The 13,021-nt window shown below is 74.1% G+C and carries 10 protein-coding genes, 1 tRNA gene and 4 pseudogenes; 7 read left to right on the top strand and 8 right to left on the bottom strand.

Translation table 11 applies throughout. The features are described 5' to 3' along the window. Positions 1 to 119 precede the first annotated feature (119 nt). On the top strand, positions 120 to 1,799 hold the full coding sequence (locus tag ABD946_RS13070; protein WP_345283177.1) for a carboxylesterase family protein: 1,680 nt from the start codon (positions 120 to 122) through the stop codon (positions 1,797 to 1,799). Between the two features lie 165 nt (positions 1,800 to 1,964). Here ABD946_RS13070 and fusA read toward each other — a convergent pair whose 3' ends face one another. Continuing rightward, a complete protein-coding gene (gene fusA, locus ABD946_RS13065; RefSeq protein ID WP_345283175.1) occupies positions 1,965 to 4,025 on the bottom strand; it encodes an elongation factor G in 2,061 nt (686 codons plus the stop codon). Positions 4,026 to 4,594: 569 nt separating this feature from the next. Here fusA and ABD946_RS13060 point away from each other — a divergent pair. Next, positions 4,595 to 4,834: a hypothetical protein gene (locus ABD946_RS13060; protein ID WP_345283174.1), complete on the top strand. Its 240-nt coding sequence runs from the start codon at positions 4,595 to 4,597 to the stop codon at positions 4,832 to 4,834. 71 nt (positions 4,835 to 4,905) lie between these two features. Here ABD946_RS13060 and ABD946_RS13055 read toward each other — a convergent pair. Both ABD946_RS13055 and ABD946_RS13050 read right to left on the bottom strand, forming a co-directional pair. Beyond that, positions 4,906 to 4,976, bottom strand: a tRNA-Cys gene (locus tag ABD946_RS13055). 90 nt (positions 4,977 to 5,066) lie between these two features. Continuing rightward, on the bottom strand, positions 5,067 to 6,059 hold the full coding sequence (locus tag ABD946_RS13050) for an adenosine deaminase (protein WP_345283172.1): 993 nt from the start codon (positions 6,057 to 6,059) through the stop codon (positions 5,067 to 5,069). A gap of 115 nt (positions 6,060 to 6,174) precedes the next feature. On the opposite strand from ABD946_RS13050, the gene ABD946_RS13045 reads away from it, so the two are divergent. The 3 genes and pseudogenes from ABD946_RS13045 to ABD946_RS13035 form a co-directional block, all read left to right on the top strand. Beyond that, positions 6,175 to 6,840 (top strand): hypothetical protein, encoded by a 666-nt coding sequence (locus ABD946_RS13045; protein WP_345283171.1) that lies wholly within the window; start codon positions 6,175 to 6,177, stop codon positions 6,838 to 6,840. A gap of 114 nt (positions 6,841 to 6,954) precedes the next feature. Further along, positions 6,955 to 7,923 (top strand): DsbA family protein, encoded by a 969-nt coding sequence (locus ABD946_RS13040; protein ID WP_345283169.1) that lies wholly within the window; start codon positions 6,955 to 6,957, stop codon positions 7,921 to 7,923. Further along, a pseudogene (locus ABD946_RS13035) lies at positions 7,851 to 8,128 on the top strand (vitamin K epoxide reductase family protein); the annotation flags it as partial. The gene ABD946_RS13040 and the pseudogene ABD946_RS13035, both read left to right, overlap by 73 nt. On the opposite strand, the gene ABD946_RS13030 reads toward ABD946_RS13035, so the two are convergent. The 5 genes and pseudogenes from ABD946_RS13030 to ABD946_RS42660 form a co-directional block, all read right to left on the bottom strand. Next, positions 8,113 to 9,018 (bottom strand): YoaK family protein, encoded by a 906-nt coding sequence (locus ABD946_RS13030; RefSeq protein WP_345283205.1) that lies wholly within the window; start codon positions 9,016 to 9,018, stop codon positions 8,113 to 8,115. The pseudogene ABD946_RS13035 and the gene ABD946_RS13030 sit on opposite strands and share 16 nt — an antisense overlap. A 95-nt stretch (positions 9,019 to 9,113) precedes the next feature. Then, entirely contained in the window at positions 9,114 to 9,236 is a 123-nt protein-coding gene (locus ABD946_RS13025) for a hypothetical protein (RefSeq protein ID WP_345283167.1), read from the bottom strand. 21 nt (positions 9,237 to 9,257) lie between these two features. Continuing rightward, positions 9,258 to 9,344 (bottom strand): annotated as a pseudogene (ligD, locus tag ABD946_RS13020) (non-homologous end-joining DNA ligase LigD); the annotation flags it as partial. A gap of 94 nt (positions 9,345 to 9,438) precedes the next feature. Beyond that, positions 9,439 to 9,882, bottom strand: a pseudogene (ligD, locus tag ABD946_RS13015) (non-homologous end-joining DNA ligase LigD); the annotation flags it as partial. Between the two features lie 124 nt (positions 9,883 to 10,006). After that, positions 10,007 to 10,663, bottom strand: coding sequence for a hypothetical protein (locus tag ABD946_RS42660; protein WP_425558604.1), 657 nt, complete (start codon positions 10,661 to 10,663; stop codon positions 10,007 to 10,009). A gap of 421 nt (positions 10,664 to 11,084) precedes the next feature. Here ABD946_RS42660 and ABD946_RS13005 point away from each other — a divergent pair, with 421 nt between their 5' ends. Continuing rightward, entirely contained in the window at positions 11,085 to 11,465 is a 381-nt protein-coding gene (locus tag ABD946_RS13005) for a DUF6158 family protein (protein WP_345283165.1), read from the top strand. A 37-nt stretch (positions 11,466 to 11,502) separates the two neighbouring features. Then, positions 11,503 to 12,900: pseudogene (locus tag ABD946_RS13000) on the top strand (aldehyde dehydrogenase family protein). Positions 12,901 to 13,021 lie beyond the last annotated feature (121 nt).

Raw genomic sequence — 13,021 nt, 5'->3', positions numbered from 1 at the left:
GGGCCGCCTCGTGGACGGGGCGGCCCGCGGGATCTGACGGAGTGCCACGGTGCCGATGGAGCTCCCGCCGGAGGCGTCGCAGACTCGGCCGGGTCACCGTGTCGCCCGAGGAGCCCGTGATGCGATCGCCCGGCCCGTCCCGCCGCACCTTCCTGTCCGCCGGCGCCCTCGCCACCGCCGCCGCCACGACGGCCGTCGCGACGGTGACCTCGCAGCCCGCGGCCGCCGAGTCCGAGGAGGAGCTGGCCACCGCCACCGCGGTCCCACTGGCCCGCACCACCGCCGGCTGGGTGCGCGGCGCGGCGGCCGGTGCCGTGGCGGTCTTCCGCGGCGTCCCGTACGCGCAACCCCCGGTCGGGCCGCTGCGGTTCGCCTCGCCGCGCCCGCCGCAGCCCTGGGACGGCGTGCGGGAGGCGACCGTCTTCTCGGCGCCCTCCTTCCAGACCGTGCTGCCGGGCAGCAGCGAGGACTCGCTGTACGCCAACGTCTGGACCCCCGGGGTCACCGGCGCCCGCCCGGTGCTGGTCTACGTGCACGGCGGCGGCTGGAAGTTGGGGGCCGGCAGCCTGCCGACCTACGACGGTGCGCGGCTGGCCGAGCGCGGCGATCTGGTGGTGGTGACCTTCAACTACCGCCTGGGCGTCTTCGGCTTCGGCCTGCACGAGCGGCTCGACGACCCGCGCACCGGGTCGTTCGCCAACTGGGGCCTCCAGGACCAGGCCGCCCTGCTGCGCTGGGTGGCGGCCAACGCCCGTGCGTTCGGCGGCGATCCGGGCAACATCACCCTGGTCGGGACCTCCGCCGGAGGGTCCTCCACCTGGCAGCTCGCCCTGCTGCCGGAGGTCCGGCCGCTGCTGCGCCGGATCGTGCCGATCAGCGCCGCGCACGTCTGGGCCCCGGCCCTGGCGCTCACGCCCGAGGACTCCCGGACCGCCTTCGAGACGGTGGCCGCCAAGCTGGGCACCACCGTTCCCGGTCTGCGGGAGATACCGGCCGCGGCCCTGCGGGACGCCTGGGACGGCCTGTTCGCCGGTCCGGCCGACTCCCGGCCGCTGGCCAGCGGCCGGGAGTACCGGGGGCCGGTGGTGGACGGCCGCTGGATGCGCGGCTACGACCACCAGCTCCCGGACCCGGGGCTGCCGGTGCTCTCGGTGAACGCCGCCACCGAGGGCTCCTTCTTCACCGGCCCCGGCTCCCCGACCCCGGTGCCGACGCCCACCACCGATGCCGAACTGCTGGACACCGTCCGGCGGTACCTGCTCCGCGGCGCGGCCCGACCGCCCGCCGGCCTGGCCGAGCAGCTGGTCACCGCCTACCGGGCCGCCGCCACGGCGGAGGGCCGGGCCGCCGACCCGCTCTCGCTCTTCACCGAGATCCACGGCGACGGCCTGTTCCGCTACCTGATCGTCCGTCTCGCCGAGCGCCGTGCCCAGCGCTCCGAACGCCCGCACCACCGACTGGAGTTCACCCACCCGGTGCGGGCGCCGTGGTTCGGCACCCCGCACGAGGCGACCTCGCCGTTCCTGTTCGGCACCTTCGCCACGCCGGCCAACGCACCGGAGTTCGGCGACGGCCCGCTGGAGCGCCGGGTCTCGGACACCTTCATCGACCTGATCGCCTCCTTCGCCCGCCACGGCCACCCGGGCAGCCCGAACTCCCTCACCTGGCCCGCCTTCCGCCCGGACACCCCGAGCACCCTGCTGCTCGGCGGCCCGGCCGTGGCCACCCTCGCCGCCACGCCCAAGGCCGCCCAGCTCCGCGCCTGGGACGAGGCCGGCTGGGTGCCCCGCCCGGTCTGACGAAGCGGGGCGAAGGTGGCTGCCCCAGGGGCGCGAGGAACTGCGCGAAGCGGAAGAAGCCGACCATCTGCCGGGTACGGATGCTCACTTGCAAGTGATTCTCCGCACCCGGCAGTCGAGTCAGTGACTCCCGCAGCGCGCAGTTCCTCGCGCCCCTACCCCCGCTCAGGCCGGTGCGTAGCCGTCAGGGCGCGCGGTGAAGGAGCCGCGGCCCTGCGTCCGGCTGCGCAACCGCGTCGCGTAGCCGAAGAGTTCGACCATCGGCACAGCGGCCGTGACCACCGCCGTACCGGCCCGCGCGGTGGAGCCGGTGACCCGGCCGCGCCGGGCGGACAGGTCGCCGATCACCGTGCCGACGGCCTCCTCGGGCACCGTGACGGTGACCTCGGCGACCGGCTCCAGCAGGACCATCGCGCAGGCCCGCAGGGCCTCCCGCAGCCCGTTCCGCCCGGCGGTGCGGAAGGCGGGCTCCGAGGAGTCCTTCACATGGGTCGCCCCGTCGGTCAGGGTGACCCGCAGACCGGTGACGGGGTGGCCGCCGAGCGGTCCGTCCACCAGGGCGTCCCGGCAGCCGGCCTCCACCGCCCGGACGTACTCGGCCGGCACCCGCCCTCCGGTGACGGTGGAGCGGAACTCGAAGCCCGGCCCCTCCCCCGCCGGCAGCGGTTCGACGTCCAGGACCACGTGCGCGAACTGCCCCGATCCACCGTCCTGTTTGACGTGCCGGTGCACCTGGCCGCTGACGCCCCGTCCGACCGTCTCCCGGTACGCGACCTGGGGCCGCCCTGCGGTGACGTCCAGGGTGTGCACCCGGCGGAGCGTCTCCACCGCGACCTCGAGGTGGAGCTCGCCCATGCCGGAGAGCACCGTCTGCCCGGTCTCCGGGTCGGTGCGCGCCGTCAGGGACGGGTCCTCCTCGGTGAGCCTGGCCAGCGCGGCCGCCAGCCGGTCGGTGTCGGCGCCGAGCCGCGCCTCGACCGCCACCGAGACCACCGGCTCGGCGGTGCGCGGGGGTTCGAGCACCAGGGGCGCCGACGGGGCGGCCAGGGTGGCACCGGGGCGGGCCGCCTTCGGGCCGATCAGCGCCACGATGTCCCCGGCCACCGCCTCGGCGGTGTCGGTGTGCCGGTCGGCGCGGACCCGCAGGATGCGGGCGGCCCGTTCGGTGCGGCCGGTGGTGGTGTCGAGCACGGTGTCCCCCTTCCTGAGGGTGCCGGAGTAGATCCGCAGGTAGCTGAGCCGGCCGGTCGGCGCCGCCTGCACCTTGAAGACCAGCCCGGCGAACGGCGCCGCCGGATCGGGCGGCCGGACGGCCGTGCCGTGGCCGTCCGGGCCGTCGACGGTGCCGCGCACCGGCGGGACGTCCAGCGGTGAGGGCAGGTAGGCCACCACCGCGTCCAACAGGGGCTCCACGCCCCGGTTCCTGTAGGCCGAGCCGCCGAGCACCACCACGGCGGCGCCCTCACGGGTGAGGTCGCGCAGTGCGGCCGTGAGCGTCCCGACGCCCAACTCCCCTGCCACGCAGTACTCATCGAACGCTCCGGGGTGCAACTCGGCCACCCGCTCGTCCAGTTGACGTCGGCGCAGCTCCGCCTCCGCGCGCAGCTCCGCCGGGATCTCGACCTGCGCGGCGGTCTCTGCCCCGTCGGCCCAGAGCAGCGCCGTCATCCGCAGCAGGTCCACCACGCCGGCGAAGCCTCCCTCGCGGCCGATCGGCAGCTGCACCGGCAGCGGAACGGTGTGCAGCCGGTCCCGGATGGAGGCCACCGCGGCGTCGAAGTCGGCGCCGGTGCGGTCGAGTTTGTTGACGAAGGCGATCCTGGGCACGCCGTGCCGGTCGGCCTGCCGCCAGACCGCCTCGCTCTGCGGTTCGACTCCCGCCACCGCGTCGAAGACGGCGACGGCGCCGTCCAGCACGCGCAGCGAGCGCTCCACCTCGTCGGCGAAGTCGACGTGGCCCGGGGTGTCGATCAGGTTGATCCGGTGGCCGGCCCAGGTGCAGGTGACGGCGGCGGCGAAGATGGTGATGCCCCGGTCGCGCTCCTGCGGGTCGAAGTCGGTGACGGTGGTGCCGTCGTGGACCTCGCCGCGCCGGTGGGTGGTGCCGGTGGCGTACAGGACGCGTTCGGTGACGGTGGTCTTCCCGGCGTCCACGTGGGCCAGGATGCCCAGGTTGCGGACGGTGGTGAGGTCATGCTCGGTGTGGTGAAGTCGCTCGGTTCGCACGGCCGTTGGCCTTTCGGGGAGTTCCCGGACAGGACGGCGCGATTCGCCCGGACGCGGCCGGCCGCAGGCCTCAGCGGGCGTGCGGGCGGGCCGGGGTCGTCCCGGGCCTGCGGTGCGGGGCGCGCAGCCGGCACCGGGCGGCGCGAGACACCAGGATCACCGTTGACCGGCCCCGGGGAGCGTGGACGGCGCTGTGCTCGCGCATGGCCGTGGCTCCCCTCGTGTGCGGTCTGGCGCCGCCCGCGCGGAGCGGGCTGACGCCGCCCGCGCGGAGCGGGCTGACGCCCGGTCAGTGCCGCGAGCCTAGCGAGCGCGTCCGGCCCGGCGCACCGGATTTAACCGAGGGCCCTTGCTGACGGCCTGTCAGGTGCCGGACAGTGCAAGAACTGTCCGGAAAATGATCGTCTTCCCGTCAGCTGCGCCCGCGACCTGCGCCTTCACCGAACCACCGCATACTTCCGGTCGGAATTGGTCTCTACCATTGCTCCGTCTTCACATTCGGAGGAGGCTCCTCGACGAAGCGCAGGGACGAGGACCCCGGCGCTCACCCGAGGGAGGGAAACCCACTCATGTCGCTCCGCAAGGCACTCTCCACCGTCGCCGTGGCCGGCCTCCTGACCACCGGCACCGCCCTGCTCACCGCTCCGGCCGCACAGGCGTTCAGCTACACCTACGTCGGCGTCTACCCGACCGCCGCCTCCTGCCACGCGGCCGGCCAGGCGTACGTGGACAGCCACCGCGCGGTCAACTACTTCTGCGACACCACCACCCCGACCGGCCCGGCCCGGCTCTCCGTGGTCCTGTACTGAGGTGGTCCCGCACTGAGCCCGGACGCACCGATGGTGGGCCGCACGGCCGGCGGCCCACCATCACGCGTCCGAGGTGGAGAAAGGATTCGAACCCCTGTGAACGGCCTTGCGGGCCGTCGCCTCGCCACTCGGCCACTCCACCGGGCGATGCGCCCACAGTAGACCGGCCCGCCGCACCGCCGAGGGCGCGACACCCGCGCCGCGCGCGGCCTTCACCCGCTCGGCCCAAGCGCTACCGCGAGGCGCTCCGGTGGGCCTCCAGCTCGGCGAGGTAGCGGCCCCTGGCCTCCTCGTCCAGGAAGCTCGCCTCGAAGGAGTTGCGCGCCAGCAGGTACTGCTGGTCCACCGTCAGACCGAGCGCCTGCGCCGTCGCGATCAGGTTCTCGTCCACGTAGCCGCCGAAGTAGGCCGGGTCGTCCGAGTTCACGGTGGCGACCAGCCCGGCGTCCAGCATCCGCCGCAGCGGATGGTCGGCCAGCGTGTCCACGCAGCGCAGCCGGACGTTGGAGAACGGACAGACCGTCAGCGGGATCCGCTCCCGCACCAGCCGCTCCACCAGCTCCTCGTCCTCCAGGCAGCGCAGCCCGTGGTCGATCCGCTCCACCCGCAACAGGTCCAGCGCCTCCCACACGTACGAGGCCGGGCCCTCCTCGCCCGCGTGCGCGACCGCCCGCAGGCCCAGCTCGCGGGCCCGGCGGTAGACCTCGACGAACTTCACCGGCGGGTGCCCCACCTCGGCCGAGTCCAGGCCGACGGCGGTGATCCGGTCCAGGTACGGCTCGGCCGCGGCCAGCGTGGCCAGCGCCGACTCGGCGCTCTCGTCGCGCAGGAAGCAGAGGATCAGCCGGGTGGTGATCCCGTACCGGCCCTCGCTGCGGTCCAGCGCCGCGCCGAGCCCCCTGATCACCGTGCCGATGTCCACGCCCCGGGCGGTGTGCGCCTGCGGGTCGAAGAAGATCTCCGCGTGCCGCACGCCCTGCGCAGCGGCCCGCTCCAGGTAGGCCTCGGCCAGCTCGGTGAAGTCCCGCTCGGTGCGCAGGACGTCCATCAGCCGGTAGTAGAGGTCCAGGAAGGACTGGAGGTCGTCGAAGCGGTAGGCGGCCCGCAGCTCCTCGACCCCGTCGAAGGGGAGCTCGACCCCGTTCCGCTCGGCCAGCCGGAAGGCCAGCTCGGGCTCCAGGGTGCCCTCGACGTGCAGGTGCAGTTCGGCTTTGGGAATCGGCATCGAGCCATCCTACGCGGCCCGGCCGGGCACCTTCCCGCAGGTCAGCGCCGCCCGTCCTTATACGCAGCGAACAACCGTGAAGCCACTCACAGACGCCCCGCGAGGCCCCCGCCGCATGGCAGACTCGATCGTCATGAAGGGCAGTCAGGCGACCAGGGCGACGCGGGCCGCGGTGTTCACCGCACTCGTGGTGCCCCTCGCCGCCCTCGGCCAGGTCCTGTTGACCGGCCGGGCCCTGCCGCTGACCACCGTCGCGGTGGCCGCGGCCGCCGTCTACGCCGTGGGCCACGCCTTCATCGGCTCCAACCGCAGCTTCGCGCGCATCCTCGCGGTGCTGCTCCCCACCCAGCTGGCCGTCGGCGCCGTCTTCGACCTCGGACAGCAGGCCTGCACCGGCCCCGGCGCACCGCCGCTCGGCGGCCTCAAGCCGCTGGTCTGCTCCGGCGGTTCGATCGGCGAGTTCCTGCTCGACCCCGGCTCCACCCCCGCCCCGCTGGCCGGCATCCCGGTGCTCGCGGGCCACCTGCTGGTGGCCGTGCTGGCCGCCTGGGCGCTGCGCCTCGGCGAATCCGCCCTGCGCGGCCAGGCCGCCGCCGGCCGCACCCTCGGCGAACTGCTCGCCGGCGCCTGGCGGTTCCTCCGCCTGGTGACGCCGCTCCCGGCCCGCCCGGTGCTCCGGCTGCCCATCCCCTCCTCGACCCGCGAACGGATCCCGGCCGAGGACGTCCTGCTGAGGCCCACGCTGCGCCGCGGCCCCCCGGCGTGCGCCCAGGCCTGCTGACCACCCGTCACCCCTGACGTCCCGTCACCCGCAGGCCCTCGCCCCGCGCGCCCTTCCGCACGACCGGCGCGCCCGCCCCAGGACCTCCGCAGCGACAGGAACCGACGCACCGCCATGAGCAGCAACCAGCAGAAGAAGCAGAACCAGTCCGCCACCGCCCGCATGCGCGAGCAGCACGCCCGCGAGCAGAAGGCCGCGAAGACCCGCCGCCGCGTCGTGGTCGGCGTCTCCACCGCCCTCGTGCTCGCCCTGGTCGGCGGCATCGCCGCCGCCGTCGCCTCCACCGGCGGCTCCTCCGACACCTCCGCCGCGAGCGGCCCGCTGGTGGTCCCCGCCAACGCGACCGGCGACGGCACCGTGGTGACCTACGGCAAGGCCGACGCCCCGCACACCCTCGCGGTCTACGAGGACTTCCGCTGCCCGATCTGCGAGAAGCTGGAGACCAGCGCCGGGAAGACCATCCAGCAGCTGGCCGACGACGGCACCTACAAGATCGAGTACCACTTCGCCACGTTCCTGGACCGCAACCTCGGCGGCAAGGGCTCCAAGACCGCGCTCAACGCGACGGCCGCCGCCCTGAACGAGGGCGTGGACAAGTTCAAGGCCTTCCACGACGTGCTCTACGCCAACCAGCCCGACGAGAGCAAGGACGGCTTCGGCTCCGCCGAGGCGATGCTCAACCTGGCCGACAAGGTGCCCGGCCTGAAGACCGACGCCTTCGTGAAGGCGGTCAACGAGGGCACCTACCTGCCGTGGGTCGCCAAGGTCTCCAAGGCCTTCGACGACTCCGGCGTCTCGGGCACCCCCTCGGTGCTGCTGGACGGCAAAGCAGCTGAACGTCTTCCCGGACAACAAGGTGATCACCGGCGACGCCTTCAAGGCCCTGGTCGAGCAGACCACGGCGGCCAAGTGACGGCCCCGGTCGCGGCGGGCCGGAAACTCGCCTGGCTGTTCGTCGTCACCGGGACTGCTCGGGCTGGCCGCCTCCGCGGTACTGACCCTGGGACAAGATCAAGATCCTCCAGGACCCGTCCTACGTCCCCAGCTGCTCGATCAACCCGATCATCAGCTGCGGCTCGGTGATGACCAGTGACCAGGCCTCGGTCTTCGGCTTCCCCAACTCCCTGATCGGCCTGGCCGCCTTCGCGGTGTCACCGCCGTCGGCGCGGGCATCCTGGCCGGCGCGGCCTACCGGCGCTGGTTCTGGCTCGGGCTCCAGGCCGGGGTGCTGTTCGGGATCGGCTTCGTCACCTGGCTGATGACGCAGACGCTCTACTCCATCGGCGCGCTCTGCCCGTACTGCATGGTGGTCTGGGCCGCGATGATCCCGCTGTTCTGGTACACCACCCTGCACAACCTGCGCAGCGGCGTGATTCCCCGTCCCGAAGCCCCTGAAGCCGGTGGTCCGCGAGGCCGCCCGCTACCACTGGGGCCGTCCCGGCCCTCTGGTACGCGGTGATCGCCCTGCTGATCCTCGACAGGTTCTGGTACTACTGGTCCACCCGACCTGCTCTGACGCGCCGTCATCCCGCCCGCCGCCCCGGCCGACCTCCTGGTCCGCCGGGGCGCGGCCGTCTCCCAGGCGGCCACTCCACCAGCAGCGCCAGCACTCCGCCCAGTGCCGAGCGCGGGTCGACCCACAGGTGCAGGCAGGCCGCCGGCCACAGCGCGCCGAGGAAGAGCGCGGACCACGCTCAGCACCCGCCGCCGGGCCGCCGCCCCGGCGCCCGTCGGCGGCCCAGCCCGGCCAGCGTCCTGGTCACCACCGTGGTCGCCAGGTCCGGCACGCGAGCTGTGCACCACGCCGTTCTGGCAGTCCCATCCCGAGGGCCAGCGGCACCAGCACCGCGTACCGCCCGCCGTCCAGCCACAGCCGCCCCAGCGACACCGCCACCAGCCCCGCCTGCACCCACACCACCAGCGCCAGCCGCTCCCGCCCCACCGGCCCGCCACCGCCGCCCCCACAGGAACCCGCCCCAGCGCCGTCCCCGAGGCGGGCGCCGACAGCTCCGACACCCCGGCCAGCGCCAGCCCGAGGAAGGCCACGTTCCCGGTCATGTTGGCCACGAACACCTTCCCGAGGTCCAGGAAGCTCACCGCGTCCACCAGCCCCCCGGCGAAGGTCAGCACCAACAGCACCGGCCCGAGCCGCGCCTTCGCGTGCCCCTCCGGAAACATCCACGTCGCCCGTCGCTCTGACATCCCCTCAGTCCACCAGCCGGCCCCGCCCCACCCGCCGACCGACGCGCGTTCGTCCCCTCACACAAGCCGCGCTACGCACCGGGCAGTCGGCCCAGGTGGCGAGGGGCGGTGAGGGCGGCCATCGGGTCCTCGGGGAGGGCGAGGACCTGCTCGGGGGTGAACTCGAGCTCAGTGGGGTGGCGGCAGGACTCCACGGCGGTCCAGGGGACGGGGGTGGAGACCAGAGGACGCTCGCCGGCCCGGAGGGAGTAGGGGGCGACGGTGGTCTTGGCACTGGTGTTCTGGGACCAGTCGACGAAGATCCGGCCGCGGCGCCAGCGACTTCTCCATCCGGTCGACGATCAGCCCCGGCGCCGCCGCCCGCAACTGCCCGGCCAGCCGCCGGGCGTAGTCGGTGGCGGCCCGTTCGGGCACGGGGTGCAGCGGCACCAGCAGGTGCAGTCCCTTGGCCCCGGAGGTCTTCGGAAAGGCCGTCAGCCCGTCGGCGGCGAGCAGCCGACGGGCCGCCAGCGCGACGGCGCAGCACTCCACCACCGTGGTCCCCGGCCCGGGTCCAGGTCGATCACCCAGCCGGTCGTGCTGCTCGGGGGCGCCCCGCCACTGCGGGACGTGCAGCTCCAGCGCCCCCGAGGTTGGCCGCCCAGACCAGCGTCGGCAGGTCGGCCACCACCACCTGACGGAACGTCCCCTCCCGGTGCTCGACGTCCAGCGTGGTGAGCCAGTCCGGTGCCCCGCCGGGCACCCGCTTGGCCCAGAAACCCGCTGCCCGGTGACGCCCTCGGGGAAGCGCAGGAAGGAGGCCGGCCGCCCGGCCAGGTGCGGCAGCGCCCTCGGCGCCACACGAGGCGTAGTAGTGCACCGCTCGGCCTTGGTCCACCCGACCGCGGGTAGAGCACCTTCTCCAGGTGGGTCAACCGCAGCCGCCGCCCGCCGACTTCGGTGTGCACCACCTCGGGCTGCTCACTCATCCCGCGCCAGTCGAGGAGTTGACGCTCCGTCCAGGTGGTGACGACCCGTTCGGCGGTGATCCCGGCGGCGGCCGCCCGGTCGCAGCCGTAGGGCTGCCAGGGCGAGCTGGCCGGGGGCGTGCGCGTCGGTGTCGATCGAGAAGAGGCACCCGGCCTCGACCGCGAGCGCGATCAGCCGCGACGGCGGATCCCGGCGCTCGGGGCGGCAGTTGATCTCGACGGCGGTGCCCGCTCTCGGCGCAGGCGGCGAAGACCTTCTCGGCGTCGAAGCGGGACTCCGGCCGGGTCCTGGACCCGACCAGCCTCCCGGTGCAGTGGCCGAGCACGTCCATCCGGGGGTTGCGCACGGCGGCCAGCAGACGGCGGGTCATCGGCAGCGGGTCCATCCGCAGCTTGGAGTGCACGGAGCCGACCACCCACGTCCAGCCGGTCCAGGAGTTCGTCCTCCTGGTCAGTGAACCGTCGTCGAGGATGTCGCACTCGATGCCGGTGAGCAGCCGGAACGGCGCCAGCGTCTCGTTCAACCCGGCCACCACGTCCAGCTGTTGGCGCAGCGCCGCTCGGCGCTCAGGCCGTGCGCGACGGTGAGGCCGCGGCGAGTGGTCGGTGAGCACCGCCCACTGGTGGCCGAGCTCGATCGCGGCCCGGGCCATCCGCTCGATCGGCACGGTGCCGTCGGACCAGTCGGAGTGCAGGTGGCAGTCCCCGCGCAGCGCGGCGGCCAGATCGGCGGCCGCCCCGTCCCGCCGCCCGGGGCGGCGTCACCCGGCGCTCCAGCCCGTCGAGGTAGGTCGGCGTCCGCCCGGCCGCCGCCTCGGCGATCACCCGGGCACTGGTGGTCCCGATGCCGGGCAGCCCCGCTCCCCTTCGCGGCCAGCGCGGCCGGGTCGGGGGTCTGCGCGAGGAAGGCCCGGGCCGCCTCGGCGGCCTGGCGGAAGGCGCGCACCCGGTAGGCCTCGCCCTGCTCGACCTCCAGCAGGTAGGCGATCCGCTCCAGTGCCTGCACGGGATCCATGTGGCTGCTGGTGCCCTCGGGGCTGGCGGGGAAACTGGTTCTGCACCTTCTGCACCCACTTGCCCGTTTCCCGGTGTGGGACGGGGGCAGTCGGTACCCAGGGGGGCCGAACGCCGAGGAGGCGTCCATGCTGCACCCCGACACCCCGCCCCGACGCCCACCACCCCCACGCCGCCCGGGAACCCGCCCGCTCGGCGTCCCCGGCCGCGGAGCTGGAGACCGGCCTGCTGCTGCGCGAGCTCCAGCAGCTGCACCGCACCCGCCACGAGACCTTCCTGTACGGCTCCGAGGAGGCGCTCAGCCGCCACACGCTCCGCTGCGGCCAGCTGGAGGCCGAGTACGTCCGCCGCTTCCCGTACCGCCACGTGGCCCCCGGCCGCACCCGCAGCGGCGCCCGCGCCCGGGAGGCCGCCGAGCGGATCGCCGACCACCCGGCCTGAGCCCCCTGATCCCCCTGACGCCCCACGGAGGTGCACGATGGTGATCGCGACCGTGAACCCGGCCACCGGCGAGACCCTGGAGACCTTCGAGCCGCTGGGCCGGGACGCGCTCGAACTGGCCCTCGGCCGGGCCGCCGAGGCGGCGGTGCTCCAGCGGGCCACCGGCTTCGAGGAGCGCTCCGGCCTGCTGCGCCGGGCCGCCGAGCTGTTGGACGCCGAACGCGACCGGATCGCGGTCACCGTCACCACCGAGATGGGCAAGCCGCTCGCCCAGGCCCGCGCCGAGGCCGCCAAGTGCGCCAAGGCACTGCGCTGGTACGCCGACCACGGCGCGGCGCTGATCGCCGACGAGCGCCCCGCCGACGAGGACGTGGCGGACTCCGGGGGCCGCCTTCGCGTACGTCCGCTACCGCCCGTTCGGGGTGGTGCTCGCGGTGATGCCGTGGAACTTCCCGCTCTGGCAGGTGGTCCGCTTCCTGGCCCCGGCTCTGATGGCCGGGAACGTCGCACTGCTCAAGCACGCCTCCAACGTGCCGCGCACCGCCCTCACCCTGGCCCGACCTGTTCCGCCGGGCCGGCGCGGCGCCCGGGGTCTTCCAGGCCCTGCTGATCGGCTCGGACCAGGTCGAGCAGGTGATCCGCGACCCCCGGGTGGCGGCGGTGACGCTGACGGGCAGCGAGGGCGCCGGACGGGCGGTCGGCGCGGCGGCCGGGGACGCGCTGAAGAAGACCGTGCTGGAGCTCGGCGGCAGCGACCCGTTCCTGGTGCTGCCCAGCGCCGACGTCGATGCCGCGGTGGCCACCGCCGTGAAGGCCCGGATCCAGAACAACGGCCAGTCCTGCATCGCCGCCAAGCGGTTCATCGTGCACGAGGAGGTCTACCCGCGCTTCGCCGCCGCCTTCACCCAGGCGATGCGCGCGCTGAAGGTCGGCGACCCGATGGACGCCGACACCGACCTCGGCCCGCTGGCGACCCGTCAGGGCCGCGACGACCTGGCCGCCCTGGTGGCGGACGCGCTGCGGCAGCGGCGCCACCGCCGACACCGGAGGCGACCGGGCCGGCGTCCCGGAGCGGGGCTGGTACTACCCGCCGACCGTGCTCACCGAGGTCTCCCCCGAGATGCTGGTCCACACCGCCGAGACCTTCGGCCCGGTCGCCACCCTCTACCGGGTGCACGACCTCGCGGAGGCCGTGGAGCTGGCCAACGCCACACCGTACGGCCTGAGTTCGAACATCTGGACCATGGACCCCGAGGAGCGCGAGTACTGCCTGCGGGAGCTGGTGGCCGGCGGGCTGTTCTTCAACGGGATGACCGCCTCGCACCCGGCCCTTCCTTCGGCGGGGTCAAGAACTCCGGCTACGGACGGGAGTTGGCGGGCCACGGCATCCGGGAGTTCTGCAACGTCCACCACCGTCTGGCTGGGGAACCCCTGACCGCTGCTCAGGAGACCGCCTTGAGGCGGCGCTTCGGCTTCACGGCCTTGGTGACCGCCTTCAGCAGCTCGTCCCTGGTCATCGATGAGCGACCCTTGATGTCCAACTCGGTCGCGCGCTC

This window comes from Kitasatospora albolonga, assembly GCF_039535905.1.
Classification (GTDB): Bacteria; Actinomycetota; Actinomycetes; order Streptomycetales; family Streptomycetaceae; genus Kitasatospora; species Kitasatospora albolonga.
Note: the sequence above shows the minus strand (reverse complement) of the source record. Positions and strands in the feature narration are given on the sequence as shown.